Here is a 17,888-nt window from a genome sequence, read left to right as displayed (position 1 = left end):
AGCCGACTCAGTGAGTCGGCTTTTTGTTCATCTGGTCGCTATCAGGCGGTGACGGCGTCAGCTTTGGTCGCTTCCGGCGCCGGATTGCGAATAAGGTAATCAAACGCTCCCAGTGCGGCGGTAGCCCCGGCACCCATGGAGATGATGATCTGCTTGAACGGCACCGTGGTGGCGTCCCCTGCGGCGTAGACGCCGGGCAGGGAGGTGGCGCCCTTGGTGTCGATCTCGATCTCGCCAAAGCGGGTCAGGGCCACGTCGCTCCCCTTCAGGAACTCGGTGTTCGGCACCAGACCGATCTGGACGAAGATGCCGGCCACCGCCAGATGCTTGATTTCACCGGTGGTGCGATCTTCGTAATCCATGCCCACCACCTTGCTGCCGTCACCGATCACTTCGGTGGTGCGGGCGCTCATGATGATGTCGATGTTGCCCATGGAGCGGGCCTTCTTCTGCAATACCTCGTCGGCACGCAGGGTGTCGGCGAACTCCACCACGGTGACGTGTTCGACGATGCCAGCCAGATCGATGGCTGCCTCGATGCCGGAGTTACCGCCCCCGATCACCGCGACCCGCTTGCCTTTGAAGAAGGGGCCGTCACAGTGCGGGCAGTAGGCCACGCCCTTGGTGCGGTACTCGAGCTCGCCCGGTACGTTCAGGTCGCGCCAGCGGGCACCGGTCGCCAGGATCACGGCGCGGCTCTTCAAGGTGGCGCCAGAGGCGAGATCCACGTTGACGTAGCCATCCTTGCTGATGGCGGCGGCGCGCTGCTCGGTGATCACTTCCACGCCGTACTGCTTGACGTGCTGCTCCAGGCTCGCGGCCAGCTTGGGGCCTTCGGTGTAGGGCACGGAGATGAAGTTCTCGATGCCGACAGTGTCCATCACCTGGCCACCGAAACGCTCGGCGACGATGGCGGTGCGAATGCCTTTGCGAGCGGCATAGATGGCGGCGGCTGCGCCAGCCGGGCCACCACCGACGACCAGTACGTCGTAAGGGGCTTTTGCGCTCAGCTCTTCAGCTTTGCGTTCTGCTGCGCCGGTGTCGAGCTTGGCGACGATCTCTTCCAGCGAGATACGGCCCTGGCTGAACGGCTGACCGTTCAGGTAGACGTTCGGTACTGCCATGATCTGACGCTCGTTGACCTCGTCCTGGAACAGGGCACCGTCGATCATGGTGTGGGTGATGCCGGGGTTCAGGGTCGCCATCAGGTTCAGCGCCTGCACCACGTCCGGGCAGTTGTGGCAGGAGAGCGAAATGTAAGTCTCGAAGTGGAACTCGCCCTTGAGGTTGCGGATCTGCTCCTGCACGGCCGCATCGGCCTTGGAGGGGTGACCGCCGCTTTGCAGCAGGGCAAGCACCAGGGAGGTGAATTCATGACCCATGGGGATGCCGGCAAAATGAACGCGCGGGGCCTGGCCCTTCGGTGCGACGCTCATGGAAGGCTTGCGGGCGGCAGTGCCATCTGTCATGGCAATCTTGGGGGACATCTCGCTGATCTCTGTGGCCAATGCCAGCAGTTCGGCGGATTTGTCGCTGTCATTGCCGGACACGCTGATCTCGATGGGATTGACGATGTACTGCAAGTAACCGTTGAGTTGTTGTTTGAGGTTGGTATCCAACATCTTCGAATTCCTTCTTTTGATTGCGGGTCGGCGTTTTGTCAGGCCAGAAAGCAGACCGGCCCTTGAGTGGGCCGGTCTTCAGAGCGGGGAGGCTTAGATTTTGCCTACCAGATCCAGGGACGGGGCCAGGGTGGCGTCGCCTTCTTTCCACTTGGCCGGGCACACTTCACCCGGGTGAGCAGCAACGTACTGGGCAGCCTTGACCTTGCGCAGCAGTTCCAGGGCGTCACGGCCGATGCCGCCGGCGTTGATTTCAACGATCTGGATGATGCCTTGCGGGTCGATGACGAAGGTGCCGCGGTCAGCCAGACCAGCTTCTTCGATCATCACGCCGAAGTTGCGGGTGATGGTGCCGGTCGGGTCGCCGATCATCGGGTACTGGATCTTCTGGATGGTGTCAGAAGTGTCGTGCCAGGCCTTGTGGGTGAAGTGGGTGTCGGTGGAGACGGAGTAGATCTCGACGCCCAGCTTCTGGAATTCGGCGTAGTTGTCAGCCAGGTCACCCAGCTCGGTCGGGCAGACGAAGGTGAAGTCAGCCGGGTAGAAGAACACCACGGACCACTTGCCTTTCAGGTCAGCGTCAGACACCTGAACGAATTTGCCATTGTGGTAGGCGGTGGCGTTGAACGGCTTGATTTCAGTGTTGATGTAGGTAGACATGTATTTGCTCCTTGGTGATGTACATATGCCTGTCTGGGTTTGAAGAGTCGTGCCGGACGAGGCGTTTAACTTTCGATGGATTCATCATAGGGACTTTTTCTAATCGATCAAAGCCGCAATTTTGAATCACTTAAATCTACTTATTAGATAAACCATGGCTGCTGTACCTAACATGAATATCGCCGGCATGCCGGGATAACTCCTTGTCGAGATTCAACATCTGTGCGCGGCTTCGGCTTTTCAAGGGGGCGGGTGGCAGTCTGCCAACCGCAGAGAGGGCTGGGGTCTGCTGCCTTGCGACGCACAGGCGCCGGCACGCACGGGGACGAGGGGGAGGGGAAACGCGCAGATAAAAAAATCCCGGCGTCGTCGCAAGGACAAGGCCGGGTCATCAAACAAGGAATGGCTATATAAACAAAAGCTTTACAGCAAAGACTAACTACGGGGTGTGCAAACTTGCAGACATATGAGAGGAAGAGGACGGGTGCACAATCCCTCGTCTTCCGCTCGGCAACTATTGCATGACGGCCATGATAGTGTGATGTAGATCACAAAGCAAGGTTATGGTGTAATTTTTCAATCAAAATGAAAGGGTTTCAGCTTTATTGCCGATCAAGTACGCTGAAAACGCTTTTATTGTAATTTTATTACATTAAATTGAGATCAAAAGTCGCCAGGCGGTTCCTGCTCCTCCATCAGTTCCAGCAGGTTGATGGCGACGGCAATGAAGTCCGACTCGGTGACGATGCCGATCAACTTGCGTCCTTTGAGTACCGGCAGGCAGCCGTATCTGTGTCGTTGCAGGTAGAGCGCCGCCTCCTTGATGCCGGCGTGGGGATCCACGCTCGCCACCTGACGGGTCATGATCTCGTCGAGCTGCACGCTGTCGGTGAACTCCGCCTCCCGCTCCGGATTGATCAGCAGCAGTTTGGACTCGCGGGTGGCCAGGATGTCGGAGAGGGTAACCAGGCCCAGCAGATGATGCTGTTCGTCAACGATGGGGATGTGGCGGATCCGCTCCTGCTGCATCAGATCCATCGCCTGTTTGACGCTGTTTTCCGGACCCAGGGTGAAGGGGTGTTCAGTCATGATCTCGGATAGGGTCATCATGGTGGGCCTCCTTGTGTATCTGCTTTCACCCTAGCCCAGCCCCCCTCGGCAAAACATGATCAGGGTCAATACAAAACCTTAAAGGTTTTTTAACTGGCCCTGCTTCACATAATTGCTCGCTATCCCTTGTCTCCCTTGGGTTTTTGGTCTTTTGGGTTGCCTTGGAAGAAGGGGATAACTAGACTAGCCGCCGATTCCCCCCGAGGTGAAAGATGCAAGTATCCGATTTTCATTTTGATCTGCCAGACGAGCTGATTGCCCGCTATCCCATGACGGAACGTACCGCCAGTCGTCTGTTGCAGCTCGATGGTCAAACTGGCGCACTGCGCCACGGTCAATTTGTGGATGTGCTGGACCAGCTCAACCCCGGCGATCTGCTGGTATTCAACAACACCCGTGTCATTCCGGCGCGCATGTTTGGCCAGAAGGCCAGCGGCGGCAAGCTGGAGGTGCTGGTGGAGCGGATGCTGGACGAGCACAGCGTGCTGGCCCATGTGCGCTCTTCCAAATCCCCCAAGCCCGGTACCCGGCTCATTCTGGATGGCGGGGCCGACGGCGAGAAAGTCGAAGCCGAGATGCGTGCCCGTCACGATGCCCTGTTCGAGATCCACTTCTTGGATCCGCGCCCTGTGCTGGAGATCCTGGAAGCCATCGGCCACATGCCGCTGCCCCCTTACATCGATCGTCCCGACGAGGATGCCGACAAGGAGCGCTACCAGACCGTCTACAACCAGAAGCCGGGTGCCGTGGCGGCGCCGACTGCCGGGTTGCACTTCGACGAGCCGCTGCTCGAGAAGATCCGTGCCAAGGGGGTGGAAACGGCGTTCGTCACCCTGCACGTCGGGGCGGGCACCTTCCAGCCGGTGCGGGTGGACAAGATTGAAGATCACCACATGCACTCGGAGTATGCCGAGGTGCCGCAGGAGGTGGTGGACGCCATCGCCGCGACGCGCGCCCGCGGTGGCCGGGTGATTGCAGTGGGGACCACTTCGGTGCGATCGCTCGAGAGTGCGGCCAAGGTGACCCTGGCCCAGGGCAAGCCGCTGGCGCCGTTCTTCAGCGACACCGACATCTTCATCTTCCCTGGTTACCAGTTCCAGGTGGTCGATGCCATGGTCACCAACTTCCATCTGCCGGAGTCGACCCTGATCATGCTGGTCAGCGCCTTTGCCGGCTACGACAACGTGATGGCGGCCTACCAGGCGGCCGTGGCCGAGCAGTACCGTTTCTTCAGCTACGGGGACGCCATGTTCGTCACCCGTCGCCGGGCGCAGGCATAAGCCGCGCCTTTTATACCGGGCCCTCGGGCCCCCTACTGTCAGACTGTTTCTCTGACGCAACGAGGTAGCAATGAAATTTGAACTGAAAACCACTGACGGCCGTGCCCGTCGCGGCCAGCTGGTATTCGAGCGCGGCACAGTGCAGACCCCGGCCTTTATGCCGGTCGGCACCTACGGCACCGTCAAGGGGATGACCCCGGAAGAGGTGCGTGAGACCGGTGCCCAGATCCTGCTTGGCAACACCTTCCACCTCTGGCTGCGGCCGGGGCAGGAGGTGATGCGCGCCCACGGCGATCTGCATGACTTCATGAACTGGCAGGGCCCGATCCTGACCGACTCCGGCGGTTTCCAGGTGTTCAGCCTGGGGCACATCCGCAAGATCACCGAGGCGGGGGTGCACTTCCGTCACCCCATCAATGGCGAGAAGATCTTCCTCGACCCCGAGAAATCCATGGAGATCCAGTACGATCTGGGTTCCGACATCGTGATGATCTTCGATGAGTGCACGCCGTACCCGGCCACTTACGAAGAGGCGCGCAAGTCCATGGAGATGTCCCTGCGCTGGGGCAAGCGTTCGCGCGACAAGTTCGATGCGCTCGGCAACAAGAACGCCCTGTTCGGCATCATCCAGGGTTCCGTGTACGAAGATCTGCGGGATGTGTCGCTGGACGGTCTCTTGGAGATCGGCTTCGACGGTTACGCGGTCGGTGGTTTGGCGGTGGGTGAGCCGAAAGAGGACATGCATCGCATCCTCGAGCACGTCTGCCCGAAAATCCCGGCCGACAAGCCGCGCTACCTGATGGGCGTGGGCAAGCCGGAAGATCTGGTGGAAGGGGTGCGCCGCGGCATCGACATGTTCGATTGCGTGATGCCGACCCGCAACGCTCGCAACGGCCACCTGTTCACCACCGATGGGGTGGTCAAGATCCGCAACGCCAAGTATCGCGAGGACACCAGCACCCTGGATGCCGACTGCGATTGCTACACCTGCAAGAACTACACCCGCAGTTATTTGTACCATCTGGACAAGTGCAACGAGATCCTCGGTGCCCGTCTGAACACCATTCACAACCTGCGTTATTACCAGCGTGTGATGCAGGGTTTGCGGGACGCGATCGAGCAGGGTAAATTAGACGACTTTGTAACTGAGTTTTACCGTCGGCAAGGGAAGCCCGTGCCTCCGTTAGCTGAAAATGACGTGAAATAACAACGATATATAAGCTAGTTTTCAAATCTACATCAATAAGAGGTTGTTAAATGAGCATTATCTCCAAGGCGTATGCAGAAGGCGCAGTTCCGGGTGCACAGGGTGGTGGCATGGAAATGATCATCATGCTGGCCGTATTCGGCCTCATCTTCTACTTCATGATCTATCGCCCCCAGGCCAAGCGCGCCAAAGATCACCGCAACCTGATGAGCTCCCTCTCCAAGGGTGACGAAGTACTCACTTCCGGTGGCCTGGTTGGCAAGATCGCCAAAGTATCCGCCGACAGCGAATACCTCGTGCTGGCCCTGAACGATCAGACCCAGGTCACCATCAAACGTGACTTCGTCTCTGCCGTTCTGCCCAAGGGTTCTATCCAGTCCCTCTAATCTCCCGAGGAGCACAGCGTGTTAAATCGCTATCCGCTGTGGAAATACCTGATGGTGGTCGTGGTGATCGCCATCGGTTTTCTATATGCAGCCCCCAATCTTTACGGCGAAGACCCGGCCTTGCAGATCTCTGCCAGCCGGGGGGCCGAAGTCAAGCTGGACACCCTTGACCTGGTGAAGGAGACGCTCGATGCGGCTCAGATCCCGGTCAAGCATGCGGCGTTCGAGCACGGCTTCATCCTGGTTCGTTTCAAAAATACCGAAGAGCAGCTCAAGGCGCGCGACATCGTCGCCAACAAGCTGGGCGACAACTTCATTACCGCTCTCAACCTGGCCCCTTCCACGCCTGCCTGGCTCGAAGCCATCGGTGCCAACCCGCTCAAGCTGGGTCTGGACCTGCGCGGCGGTGTGCACTTCCTGATGGAAGTGGACATGGCCGAGGCGCTGACCAAGCAGCAAGAGCAGATGGTGCAGGATTTCCGTTCCGAGCTGCGTACCCAGAAGATCCGTTATTCCGGCGTGCGCCGGGCCGGTGATCAGGTACAGGTGCTGTTCCGTGACGAGGCCGATCAGGCCAAGGCCATCTCTCACCTGCGTCGTCAGAACCCGGATCTCACCTTCACCACCGAGCAGAAGGGGGACGAGTTCGTCCTGCTGGCCGGTCTGAGTGAAGCCAAGATCAAGGAAGTGAAGAAGTACGCCCTCGAGCAGAACATCACCATCATCCGCAACCGGGTGAACGAGCTGGGCGTGGCCGAGCCGCTGGTACAACAGCAGGGTGCCGAGCGCATCGTGGTGGAACTGCCCGGTATTCAGGACACCGCCCGTGCCAAGGAGATCCTGGGCGCGACCGCGACCCTGGAGTTCCACATGGTCGATGAGACCGCCGACATCCAGGCCGCGGCCGATGGTCGGGTGCCGCCGAGCTCCAAGGTCTACAACGATCGCAACGGACGTCCGGTGGTGCTGCAAAAGCGCATCATCCTGACCGGTGACCACATCGTGGGTGCCCAGTCCGGTTTCGACGAATACAGCCGTCCCCAGGTCAACATCAAGCTTGATGGCCAGGGTGGCAACAAGATGGCCAACTTTACCAAGGACAACGTTGGTAAGGGCATGGCTACCGTGTTCATCGAATACAAGCCGGTCGGTCAGCCGGGTCCGGACGGCAAGCGCAAGTTCCGCAAGCAGGAGGAGGTGATCAACGTCGCTACCATCCAGTCGCGTCTTGGCAGCCAGTTCCGCATCACCGGCATCGACAACGCCAACGAAGCCCACAACCTGGCGCTGTTGCTGCGTGCCGGTGCACTGATCGCCCCGATCCAGATCGTCGAAGAGCGCACCATAGGCCCGAGCCTGGGTCAGCAGAACATCGACAGCGGTATGGAAGCCATCGGCTGGGCCATGCTGGTGATCGTGCTGTTCATGGGGATCTACTACCGTGCGTTCGGCTGGGTGGCCAACATCGCCCTCACCATGAACCTGGTGCTGATCGTCGGTATCATGTCGATGATCCCGGGGGCCACCATGACCCTGCCGGGCATTGCCGGTATCGTCTTGACGCTGGGTATGGCGGTGGATGCCAACGTGCTGATCTACGAGCGTATTCGTGAAGAGATCCGCAACGGTCGTGGGGTGCAGCAGGCCATCCATCTGGGCTTTGATCGGGCGTTCTCGACCATCGCCGACTCCAACGTCACCTCGCTCATCACCTGTGTGATCCTGTTCGGTATCGGTACCGGCGCCATCAAGGGCTTCGCCCTGACGCTGGGGATTGGTCTGAGTGCTTCCATGTTTACCGCCATCACGGTCTCCCGCGCCATCATCAACCTGGCCTGGGGTGGACGGCGCCTCGACAAGCTGCCGATCTAAGGAAGAAACATGTTTCAGATTCTACATTTTGAAAAGCCCATTCCCTTCATGCGCTATGCCAGGCCGGGTGTGGTCTTCTCTACCCTGCTGATGGTGATCTCCCTGTTCTTCCTGTTCGATCGGGGCCTGAACTGGGGTCTGGACTTCACCGGTGGTACCACCATCGAGGTGGGGTTCCAGCAGTCGGTGAGCCTGGACAAGGTGCACCAGGTGCTGGATGAGCAGAAGATTGAAGGGGCGACCCTGCAACACTTCGGCTCCAGCCGTGACGTCCTGTTCCGCCTGACCCCGAAAGAGGGGGTCAAGGTAGAGCAGCAGGGTAACGAGGTACTGGCGGCGGCCAAGCTGATCGATCCTGCGGCCGTGCTCAAACGCGTCGAGTTCGTCGGCCCCTCCGTGGGCGACGAGCTGGCGACCGACGGTGCGCTGGCCATGCTGGCCTCCATCCTCTGTATCCTGATCTACGTGGCGGTGCGCTTCGAATGGCGTCTGGCCATGGGGGGCATTCTCTCCCTGGTGCACGACGTGATGATCACCCTCGGCGTCTTTGCCTACTTCCAGTACGAGTTCGACCTGACCGTGCTGGCGGCATTGATGACCCTGGTGGGTTACTCCCTGAACGACACCATAGTGGTGTTCGACCGGTTGCGGGAGAACTTTCGCAAGGTGCGCAAGGGGGATACCGAGTACATCCTGGATCTCTCCATGACCGAGACCCTGAGCCGGACCATCATCACCTCGGGGTTGACCTTCGTGGTGGTACTGGCGCTGCTGCTCAAGGGCGGTCCGCTGATCCACGGTTTCTCGGTGGCCATGGTGATCGGTGTTGCCTTCGGTACCTACTCCTCCATCTATGTGGCGAGCTCGTTCGCCATGTTCTTCGGGGTCAAGCGGGAGCACATGCTGCCGACCCAGGTGGAAAAAGAGGGCGCGGATCAGCAAGAGATCCTGCCGTAAATGACAAGGGCGCCGCGAGGCGCCCTTTCTCTTATCGTCCGGGTGAGTCATTATGACGGTTTCACCCACGGCTGTTGGCCAACAGGCAAGGAGCAAGCCATGCAACACAATCCCCGTTTTCTGGCACTGGTAGAGGCCATTCGTCCCCATGTGCAGGAGACCGACGTGCACCAGATCAAACGCTGGCAGGATGAGGGGCGCACCTTCCACCTGGTCGACGTGCGGGAAGAGAGCGAGTGGGCCAGGGGCCATCTGCCGGGGGCGACCTACCTCGGCCGTGGCGTGATCGAGCGGGACATCGAGACCCGTTACCCGGATCCCGACACCGAGCTCTACCTCTATTGTGGTGGGGGATTTCGCTCCATTCTGGTGGCGGAGAACCTGCAGAAGATGGGCTACGGTCGGGTGGTCAGCGTCGATGGTGGCTTTCGGGGCTGGTGTGATGCCGGATACCCTGTCGAATCCTGATTTATTTGAGGGAGAGAGGCTCAGCCACATGACAAAGTGTCGGCTGACCTTTACCATATGCCGGGTCAAGCGTAAGCGTCGGAGTGTTCATTGAACGTCAGGAAAGGGATTGGATACCTCCTTGGTATCCTGTTGCTGCTCCCCATGTGGGGTTGCAGCAGTAGCAGTCAGGTTGAAGCGCCTCAAGTTCCCAAGCCGCAACCCGCTTCACTGGTATTGGCGACCCCCCTGCAGGTCTCTTACCAGAGCGAGTTGGCGTTGGCGCGACTCGGGCAGATGCTCAGTGAGATGGAATTGACCACGGAGCAACGGGCTGAACTGTTTTATGAGCGTGCTGTCGTGTTTGACCGGGTAGGCTTGCGCTCCCTGGCGCGGCTGGATTTCAACCGCGCCTTGCGGGAGAAGCCGGATTTTGCCGAAGCCTACAACTTCATCGGCGTCTATCTGGTGCAGCAGCAGAATTATGACGAGGCCTACGAGGCATTTGATTCCGCCCTCGAGCTGGCTCCCGATTATGACTATGCCTACTTGAACCGTGGCATTGCGCTCTATTACGGCAATCGTCCCGAGCTGGCCGCGGCCGATATGAAGCGCTTCTACGAGGCGCAGCCGGAAGATCCTTACCGGGTGATCTGGCTCTATCTGGCCGAACAGAAGCTCAATGCACCGGCCGCCATGAGCCGGATGCGCGAGCGGCTCAACAAGTACGATGACGATGCCTGGAACTGGGATCTGGTGCGCCTCTATACCGGCGAACTCAATGCTACCCAGTTGATGGGCAACGTGGTGAAAGGGGTGAAGGACAACCGGGAGCTTGCCGAGCGCCTGTGCGAAACCTACTTCTACCTCGGCAAGTTTGAACTGGCCAAGGGCAACCGCAAGGAAGCCATCAGTTACTTCAAGCTGGCGCTCGCCAACAACGTGTATGACTTCATCGAGCACAGATATGCCCTGCTGGAGCTGGAGCTGATGGCGCGCAAACCCCTGCCGCCCGGTGCTCAGAGTGCCCAGGGCAAGAGCAGCAAGCAGGCATCCTGAGCTTGCCCTGTTGCCGGTTTGAATGATGTAGAAAAGGCCTCATTGCGAGGCCTTTTTGCTGTCCGGGTGTCAGACGCGACGGTGTGAGTCACCCCGTCAGATGGTATGCCGCCGGCTCACTGCGCCAGCATCATGCCGGGGATCTGGCGCCAGTAACCGTTGCAGTCGCGCTCCTGCTGCAGGGGCAGGGGGGCCAGGCCTTGTTCATTGGCCTTGAAGCGCTCCAGCATCGTCAGGGTGTCCAGTCCCTCTGGGGAGAGGCGCACCACATCCACCAGCCCCTCCATCCCGGCCAGATCGTTGCCCAGGTTGTAGCAGTAACCGGATTGGGTCTGGATGCCGTTGAGGTTGAACACCTTCTGCCCCTCGCGGCTGCTGGCGAGCCGGCCGGTGGGGTAGTCGATGCAGGCCAGTTCGCAGTTGTCCTTGGGCCGGTTGAGGGAGCGGGCGGTGAAGCAGCGCGCCGAGTAGGCGAGCGGCAGGTGGCCGTAGGCGAACACCTCCACCTCAAACTGCTGGCGGGCACTGCCCAGATCCTGATTGAGCTGCACCAGCCAGTCGCGAGACAGCTCCACCGGCATCACCCAGCGCTGCATCCCCTGTTTGAGCAGCATGCGCAGCACGTCGGCGTTGTAGGCGTTGATGGCGGGGCCGCAGACGAACGGCAGCCCGGCTTCGCTGGCGAGCTGGACCGCCCCCAGATCGTTGGCCTCGATCATCAGCTCGCCGTTGTCGACCAGCCGCTTGACCTCCTTGAGCTCGGAGGGGGCGGAGATGAGCGCCAGCGTGGAGAGCACCGCCTGCTTGCCCGAGCCGGCTACCTGACGGGCGAGGGCAATCCAGTCGTCCACTTTCAGTTCGCGGCGCTTGCTGCAGACAGTTTCCCCCAGATAGACGATGTCGGCCTGGCTGGCGGCGGCCGCCTGATAGAAGCCCTGGGTGTCGGCTTTGGGCCAGTAGAAGAGCAGGGGGCCGAGAGAGAATTTCATGAACAGGGCTCCTTATTGCCACTGGCGATGGTAGGCACCGAGGGTGGTCTGGCTCCCCTCGGAGACGCGGGCGAGCTGGGCATCCCACTCGGCCTTGACCTGATAGGCTTCCGGGTTGGCCTGATAGGCGTCGATGGCGGCGCGCCAGACCCGGGTGACCTGCTCCACATAGGCGGGGCTGCGTTGGCGTCCTTCAATCTTGACCGACTGGATACCGGTCTGGAACAGCTCGGGCAACAGGCCGAGGGTGTTGAGACTGGTGGGCTCCTCCAGCGCGTGGTAGGTCTGGCCATCCACCTCGAAGCGGCCCTTGCACAGGGTCGGGTAGCCGGCGTTTTCCCCCGGGCCGTAACGGTCGATCAGCACCTCGTTGAGGCGAGACTCGAGGCCGCTCGGGGTCTCCTCCCAGCGCACGAACTTGGCCGGTGAGCAGGCGCCGACGGTATTGGGGCTCTCACCGGTCATGTAGGAGGAGAGGTAGCAGCGTCCCTCCGCCATGATGCAGAGGCTGCCGAAGGCGAACACCTCGAGGCCGACGTCGGTCTCGCGGGCCAGCTGCCTCACCTGATGCATGGAGAGGACGCGGGGCAACACCACCCGACCAACGTTGAAGTGCTGCTGGTAGAAGCGGATGGCGGCGGCGTTGGTGGCACTGGCCTGTACCGAGACGTGCAGTTCCAGATCCGGGTAGCGGCGGCTGGCATAGTCGAGCACGGCGAGGTCGGCGATGATCAGGGCATCGGCACCCAGCGCGGCGCCCTTGTCCACTGCTTGCTGCCAGCGGGCATCGGAGCCCGGGTGGGCGAAGGTGTTGATGGCGATGTGCAGTTTGCGGCCATGCTGGTGCACATAGTCGACCGCTTTCTCCAGCTTGCTGTCGGTGAAGTTGAGCCCGGCGAAATGGCGGGCGTTGGTGTCATCCTTGAAGCCGATATAGACCGCATCGGCCCCGTTATCCACGGCTATTTTCAGTGCCGGCAAACTGCCTGCCGGACAGAGTAATTCCATCGGGTACGCTCCGAGAGGGCAAAAAATGCAAAAGTGGCCCGATTGTATTCACCGGCGTCCTTCCACTTTTTGACCTGAGGCAGCTTTGTGTGGCTTTACCCTTCTTGAGGTAAGTGGGCACAAGTTTGATTTCCAACAGGATCATGGCTGCGGCCCTGTGCTTGAATGCGCAAAAAACTGGGAGTTTATCGTGTTTCAACAACTGCAACGTCGCCTGGTCGAACAGGCTCCCCGCATTCTGCGCCACCCTCTCAAACTGGTGCCATTTTCCTTGCAGCAGAACCTGATGGAGCGCCTGCTGGCCAGCGTGTTCAAAGAGGCCATCGCAGATGGCGACTTTGAATTTCTGGCGGGCAAGTGGCTCAAGGTCGAAGTCTCGGATCTGGAGCTCTGCTGGTTCATCAGCGAGCAGGATGGCAAGCTGGTGGTGGCGCGTCATTGCGAGCAGGCCGATGTCTGTTTCAGCGGCACCACCAACGACCTCATTTTGATCGCCGGGCGCAAGGAAGATCCCGACTCTCTCTTCTTCCAGCGCAAGCTGAAGATTGAAGGGAACACCGAGCTGGGTCTGGAGGTGAAAAACCTGATGGACAGCCTGGATCTGGACGGTTTGCCAAGCCTGGTGCGTTATCCCTTGCTGGATCTTGCCGCCTTCATCGAGCGGGCGAAGGCGGGCTCAGCGCAAGAGGCGCACTCTGCGCCGGCGGGTGGGGTTGCGCCTCAGTTGTGAGACCAGCCCATCGGCATGGTGGCGGTAGTGATTGCGAGCCCACAGGCAGCGACAGGCCCACAGACAGGGCAGCAGTGCCAGCAGGGCGCCGGCGTTGGGAAGGCGCGAGAGCAGCAGACCCAGCGCCAGCCAGATGAACGGCTGGGCCTCGTAGAGCCACTCCGGCTGGAACCAGCGTTTGGTCGGGAAGATGACCAGATCGGTACGCCGATAGCTGGATCGCATCATCCAGACGGTGGCACCGGCGACAAACAGCAAGGTACCCGCCAGCCAGAGCAGCGGGGAGTGGCTGAGCAGGATGATGCCGACCGCCATCAGCAGATAGCAGACCGGCAACCTCTCATAAAGCCAGCGTGGGCACATCTTGCCTCCACTTTTCACCTTCCCATCCTTCAAGTCTAGCCAGTCAGCGCACCCGTCTCATACCGCTTTGTTCTGCAAAACGGCGTCATTGTTGTGAATTGGCGCGCCATTTACGGTGCCAAAATAGCGATTGGCTATGTTACAATTGCGCGCCATTTTTGACTGAAGATTGACTGGGCATGTTGGATCAGATTCGTATCGTGTTGGTAAACACTTCTCACACCGGCAACATGGGCTCTGCGGCGCGCGCCATGAAGACCATGGGCTTGAGCCAGATGGTGCTGGTTGATCCGCAAGCACAGCCCGATGACAACGCCTATGCGCTGGCCGCCGGCGCCAGCGATCTGCTGGCCAATGCCCGTATCGTGTCGACCCTGGATGAAGCCATTGCGGATTGTGGTCTGGTCATCGGTACCAGTGCCCGCTCCCGTACCTTGAGCTGGCCCATGCTCGACCCTCGCGAAGCGGGCGAGAAGCTGGTAACCGAGGGGATGCAGCATCCGGTGGCGCTGGTATTTGGCCGTGAACGCACCGGCCTGACCAACGACGAGCTGCAAAAGTGCCATTACCACGTGGCCATTCCGGCCAACCCGGAGTACAGCTCCCTCAACTTGGCCATGGCGGTGCAGACCCTCTGCTATGAGGTGCGAATGCACTGGTTGCAGCAAGAACAGGTCGGCGAGACCGACATGGCGGTGGATTATCCCAGCGCCGAGCAGCTGGAAGGCTTCTATCAGCATCTGGAGCAGACGCTGCTCAAGACCGGCTTCATCGCCGACGATCATCCGGGACAGGTCATGAGCAAGCTGCGCCGCCTGTTCAATCGGGCGCGTCCGGAAGCGGTGGAACTCAACATCCTGCGCGGTATTCTGACCTCGGTGCAAAAACCGAGACCGCAGGATTAAACCCGACTGGATTACTCAACCATATACTTGACTGATTTAGTCGGGTATGTGACCATATGCCCATATTGATTGGTTCGCAAAACGGTAAGGCATATGAGACTGACCTCAAAAGGACGTTACGCTGTGACTGCCATGCTCGACGTGGCGTTGCATGCAGAGCAGGGGCCCGTGCCCCTGGCTGATATTTCGGAGCGCCAGGGCATCTCCTTGTCCTATCTGGAGCAGCTGTTTGCCCGCCTGCGCAAGCATGGCCTGGTGAGCAGCGTGCGTGGCCCGGGCGGCGGTTATCGCCTCGGTCTGGCGCCGAATGCCATCTCGGTCGGTCAGGTGATCACCGCGGTCGACGAATCGGTGGATGCCACCAAGTGCCTCGGCAAAGGCGGCTGCCACGGCGGCACCCAGTGCCTCACTCACTCCCTGTGGCGTGACCTGAGCGAGCGGATCTCCAGCTTCCTGGGGGACATCACCCTGGCCGAGCTGGTTGATCAGGCCGATGTGCGCCGGATTGCCGGCAAGCAAGATGAACAAATGAAAACCGTGTTGTCCCTGGTAGACCGGGCAGAACGCGGCGATGTGAGCTTGAAAGTCCAACTATAAACAAACGTGCTTTCCACAGCTGGTCGATGTATGACCCTGGCTGTAACGGAGAAAAACATGAAACTGCCTATTTACCTTGATTATTCGGCAACCTGTCCGGTGGACCCGCGTGTCGCAGAAAAAATGATGCAGTGTCTCACCATGGATGGCCTGTTCGGCAATCCAGCTTCCCGTTCCCACCGCTTTGGCTGGCAAGCCGAAGAGGCGGTCGATCTGGCCCGTAATCAAGTGGCAGAGCTGATCGGTGCCGACCCGCGCGAGATCGTCTTCACCTCCGGTGCGACTGAATCCAACAACCTCGCCATCAAGGGCGTCGCCCATTTCTACGCCGGCAAGGGCAAGCACATCGTTACCTCCAAGACCGAACACAAGGCGGTACTGGATACCTGTCGCCAGCTGGAGCGCGAAGGCTATGAGGTAACCTACCTCGAGCCGATGCCCAATGGCCTGTTCACCCTGGAACAGATCGAAGGCGCCCTGCGTGATGACACCATCCTGGTCAGCATCATGCACGTCAACAACGAGATCGGCGTGGTGCAAAACATTGCTGCCATCGGCGAGCTGTGCCGCTCCCGCAAGATCCTGCTGCATGTGGATGCGGTACAGAGCGTGGGCAAGATCCCGGTCGACGTGGAAGCGCTCAAGGTTGACCTGCTCTCCATGTCCGCCCACAAGGTATACGGCCCGAAAGGCATTGGTGCCCTCTACGTGCGTCGCAAGCCGCGTGTGCGCCTGGAAGCCCAGATGCACGGTGGTGGCCACGAGCGCGGCATGCGTTCCGGCACCCTGCCGACTCACCAGATCGTCGGCATGGGCGAAGCCTTCCGCATCGCCAAGGAAGAGATGGTGAGCGAAGGTCAGCGCATCATGGCCCTGCGTCAGCGTCTGTGGGACGGCATCAAGGATATCGAAGAGGTTTACATCAACGGTGACCTGGAGCAGCGGGTGCCGGGCAACCTCAACGTCAGCTTCGCCTATGTGGAAGGGGAATCCCTCATCATGGCGCTGAAGGATCTGGCGGTCTCTTCCGGTTCTGCCTGTACCTCGGCCAGCCTGGAGCCCTCCTACGTGCTGCGCGCACTGGGCCTGAACGACGAGTTGGCGCACAGCTCCATCCGTTTCAGCATGGGTCGCTTCACCACCGAGGAAGAGATTGATTACGCAATCAAGCTTATCCGTGACTCCATCGGTCGTCTGCGCGAGATGTCTCCCCTGTGGGAGATGTACAAGGACGGCGTCGATCTGAACACGGTCGAATGGGCTCATCACTGATCCGCGGGATCGGTGTTCAACGGAATTAGCAGGAGTTAGATATGGCTTACAGTGAAAAAGTAATCGACCACTACGAGAACCCCCGTAACGTAGGCGGCTTCGACAAGAACGATCCCAGCATCGCTACCGGTATGGTCGGTGCACCGGCCTGTGGTGACGTGATGAAGCTGCAGCTGAAGATCAGCGACGACGGCATCATCGAAGATGCCAAGTTCAAGACCTACGGTTGTGGTTCCGCCATCGCCTCCAGCTCCCTGGTGACTGAGTGGGTCAAGGGCAAGACCCTGGATGAAGCGGCCGGTATCAAGAACACCGATATCGCCGAAGAGCTGGCGCTGCCACCGGTGAAGATCCACTGCTCCATTCTGGCCGAGGATGCCATCAAGGCCGCCATCGCCGATTACAAGCAGAAGAAAGGTCTCTAAGGTCAGGAGCGCAGTATGGCCATTACCATGACAGATGCCGCAGCGGCACGGGTTTCCTCGTTTCTGACCAACCGGGGCAAGGGCATCGGCCTGCGCCTCGGCGTCAAGACCACCGGCTGCTCGGGTCTTGCCTATGTGCTCGAGTTCGTCGATGAGCTGGCAGATGAAGATCAGGTATTCGAGCAGGACGGGGTCAAGATCATCGTCGATGCCAAGAGTCTGATCCACCTGGATGGCACCGAACTGGATTTCGTCAAGGAAGGCCTCAACGAGGGCTTCCAGTTCAACAACCCCAACGCCAAGGGCGAGTGTGGTTGCGGCGAAAGCTTCAGTGTCTGAGATGTGTGCAACACATGATCGCTTGTCCGTTGAACTGGTCGGCCACGGCCGGTTCAATCATGCCGCTTCGCCCACCTGAGCGCGAGCAGCATGGGGGCAGCATCAGTGTCTAAGAGGTCTGCATGAATTATTTCGAGCTGTTTGGGCTGGTTGAAGGCTTCGAGCTCGATACCCGTCAGCTGGCAGAGACTTACCGCCAGTTGCAAACCCAATTTCATCCCGATCGTTTTGCCACCGCCCCCGAGCGGGAGCAGCTGGCTGCGGTGCAACGTGCCGCCCAGATCAACGATGCCTTCACTACCCTCAAGGCGCCCCTGCGCCGAGCCGAGTACCTGCTCTCCCTGCGTGGCACCGAACTTCGTGGCGAGCAACAGACGTTGCAAGATACCGCGTTTCTGATGCAGCAACTGGAGTGGCGCGAGCGGCTGGCCGACCTGAAAGGGGAGACGGACCCTGAGCGTGCCATCAAGGATTTTCGCCAGGAGATCAGGCATGATCACCAGTTGTTGATGCAGCAGCTGACCCAGGCCCTCGCCACAGGCGAGGATCCGCGAGCGGCTGATTGTGTTCGCAAACTCAAGTTTGTCGACAAGCTCCTCGAGGAGCTGGAACGATTCGAAGACTCGCTGTTCGAGTCTTGATCCTTTAACGCTGGAAGTT

Annotated in this window: 20 protein-coding genes; 14 read left to right on the top strand and 6 right to left on the bottom strand. The window is 59.8% G+C overall.

Going from position 1 to position 17,888, the window contains the following annotated elements; all coding sequences use genetic code 11:
- Positions 1–41: 41 nt before the first annotated feature.
- From ahpF to OKC44_RS00265, 3 genes are all read right to left on the bottom strand, one after another.
- On the bottom strand, positions 42–1,622 hold the full coding sequence (ahpF, locus tag OKC44_RS00275) for an alkyl hydroperoxide reductase subunit F (protein ID WP_060389051.1): 1,581 nt from the start codon (positions 1,620–1,622) through the stop codon (positions 42–44).
- Between the two features lie 93 nt (positions 1,623–1,715).
- Positions 1,716–2,282 (bottom strand): alkyl hydroperoxide reductase subunit C, encoded by a 567-nt coding sequence (ahpC, locus tag OKC44_RS00270; protein ID WP_011705621.1) that lies wholly within the window; start codon positions 2,280–2,282, stop codon positions 1,716–1,718.
- Between the two features lie 663 nt (positions 2,283–2,945).
- Positions 2,946–3,392 (bottom strand): CBS domain-containing protein, encoded by a 447-nt coding sequence (locus OKC44_RS00265; RefSeq protein ID WP_011705622.1) that lies wholly within the window; start codon positions 3,390–3,392, stop codon positions 2,946–2,948.
- Positions 3,393–3,604: 212 nt separating this feature from the next.
- On the opposite strand from OKC44_RS00265, the gene queA reads away from it, so the two are divergent.
- The 7 genes from queA (at position 3,605) to nlpI (ending at position 10,600) form a co-directional block, all read left to right on the top strand.
- Complete coding sequence (gene queA / locus OKC44_RS00260) at positions 3,605–4,672, top strand: tRNA preQ1(34) S-adenosylmethionine ribosyltransferase-isomerase QueA (RefSeq protein WP_016350388.1); 1,068 nt, start codon at positions 3,605–3,607, stop codon at positions 4,670–4,672.
- 70 nt (positions 4,673–4,742) lie between these two features.
- Positions 4,743–5,879, top strand: a complete 1,137-nt coding sequence (gene tgt / locus OKC44_RS00255) for a tRNA guanosine(34) transglycosylase Tgt (RefSeq protein WP_010634306.1) — start codon at positions 4,743–4,745, stop codon at positions 5,877–5,879.
- A 50-nt stretch (positions 5,880–5,929) separates the two neighbouring features.
- Positions 5,930–6,265, top strand: a complete 336-nt coding sequence (gene yajC, locus OKC44_RS00250) for a preprotein translocase subunit YajC (protein ID WP_011705624.1) — start codon at positions 5,930–5,932, stop codon at positions 6,263–6,265.
- A gap of 18 nt (positions 6,266–6,283) precedes the next feature.
- Positions 6,284–8,137, top strand: coding sequence for a protein translocase subunit SecD (gene secD, locus OKC44_RS00245; RefSeq protein ID WP_011705625.1), 1,854 nt, complete (start codon positions 6,284–6,286; stop codon positions 8,135–8,137).
- A 9-nt stretch (positions 8,138–8,146) separates the two neighbouring features.
- Positions 8,147–9,094 (top strand): protein translocase subunit SecF, encoded by a 948-nt coding sequence (gene secF / locus OKC44_RS00240; RefSeq protein ID WP_270810387.1) that lies wholly within the window; start codon positions 8,147–8,149, stop codon positions 9,092–9,094.
- A 99-nt stretch (positions 9,095–9,193) separates the two neighbouring features.
- A complete protein-coding gene (locus tag OKC44_RS00235; protein WP_017410225.1) occupies positions 9,194–9,562 on the top strand; it encodes a rhodanese-like domain-containing protein in 369 nt (122 codons plus the stop codon).
- A gap of 90 nt (positions 9,563–9,652) precedes the next feature.
- Entirely contained in the window at positions 9,653–10,600 is a 948-nt protein-coding gene (gene nlpI, locus OKC44_RS00230; RefSeq protein ID WP_280940144.1) for a lipoprotein NlpI, read from the top strand.
- Between the two features lie 116 nt (positions 10,601–10,716).
- Here the strand turns inward: nlpI and OKC44_RS00225 are convergent, their stop codons facing one another.
- Entirely contained in the window at positions 10,717–11,589 is an 873-nt protein-coding gene (locus tag OKC44_RS00225; protein WP_270810386.1) for a U32 family peptidase, read from the bottom strand.
- A 12-nt stretch (positions 11,590–11,601) separates the two neighbouring features.
- Positions 11,602–12,597: a ubiquinone anaerobic biosynthesis protein UbiU gene (gene ubiU, locus OKC44_RS00220; RefSeq protein ID WP_270810384.1), complete on the bottom strand. Its 996-nt coding sequence runs from the start codon at positions 12,595–12,597 to the stop codon at positions 11,602–11,604.
- A 190-nt stretch (positions 12,598–12,787) separates the two neighbouring features.
- On the opposite strand from ubiU, the gene ubiT reads away from it, so the two are divergent.
- A complete protein-coding gene (gene ubiT / locus OKC44_RS00215) occupies positions 12,788–13,327 on the top strand; it encodes a ubiquinone anaerobic biosynthesis accessory factor UbiT (protein ID WP_201354232.1) in 540 nt (179 codons plus the stop codon).
- On the opposite strand, the gene OKC44_RS00210 is transcribed toward ubiT, so the two are convergent.
- Positions 13,274–13,690, bottom strand: a complete 417-nt coding sequence (locus OKC44_RS00210) for a hypothetical protein (protein WP_039214895.1) — start codon at positions 13,688–13,690, stop codon at positions 13,274–13,276. The genes ubiT and OKC44_RS00210 overlap by 54 nt on opposite strands.
- Positions 13,691–13,869: 179 nt before the next feature.
- Here OKC44_RS00210 and trmJ point away from each other — a divergent pair, with 179 nt between their 5' ends.
- The 6 genes from trmJ to hscB all read left to right on the top strand — a co-directional run bounded on the left by trmJ (position 13,870) and on the right by hscB (position 17,869).
- On the top strand, positions 13,870–14,595 hold the full coding sequence (gene trmJ, locus OKC44_RS00205) for a tRNA (cytosine(32)/uridine(32)-2'-O)-methyltransferase TrmJ (RefSeq protein WP_011705633.1): 726 nt from the start codon (positions 13,870–13,872) through the stop codon (positions 14,593–14,595).
- Between the two features lie 93 nt (positions 14,596–14,688).
- Entirely contained in the window at positions 14,689–15,192 is a 504-nt protein-coding gene (gene iscR, locus OKC44_RS00200; protein WP_011705634.1) for a Fe-S cluster assembly transcriptional regulator IscR, read from the top strand.
- Positions 15,193–15,249: 57 nt separating this feature from the next.
- Positions 15,250–16,464, top strand: coding sequence for an IscS subfamily cysteine desulfurase (locus OKC44_RS00195; RefSeq protein WP_005299763.1), 1,215 nt, complete (start codon positions 15,250–15,252; stop codon positions 16,462–16,464).
- A gap of 41 nt (positions 16,465–16,505) precedes the next feature.
- Complete coding sequence (gene iscU, locus OKC44_RS00190) at positions 16,506–16,889, top strand: Fe-S cluster assembly scaffold IscU (protein ID WP_005299770.1); 384 nt, start codon at positions 16,506–16,508, stop codon at positions 16,887–16,889.
- A 15-nt stretch (positions 16,890–16,904) separates the two neighbouring features.
- Entirely contained in the window at positions 16,905–17,228 is a 324-nt protein-coding gene (gene iscA, locus OKC44_RS00185) for an iron-sulfur cluster assembly protein IscA (protein ID WP_011705636.1), read from the top strand.
- A 122-nt stretch (positions 17,229–17,350) separates the two neighbouring features.
- Entirely contained in the window at positions 17,351–17,869 is a 519-nt protein-coding gene (gene hscB, locus OKC44_RS00180; protein ID WP_016350399.1) for a co-chaperone HscB, read from the top strand.
- The last annotated feature ends 19 nt before the right edge of the window (positions 17,870–17,888 follow it).

It is taken from the genome of Aeromonas sp. S41-2, assembly GCF_027705845.1.
In the GTDB taxonomy this organism is placed as follows: domain Bacteria; phylum Pseudomonadota; class Gammaproteobacteria; order Enterobacterales; family Aeromonadaceae; genus Aeromonas; species Aeromonas hydrophila.
This window is presented reverse-complemented; position numbering and strand designations above follow the sequence as displayed.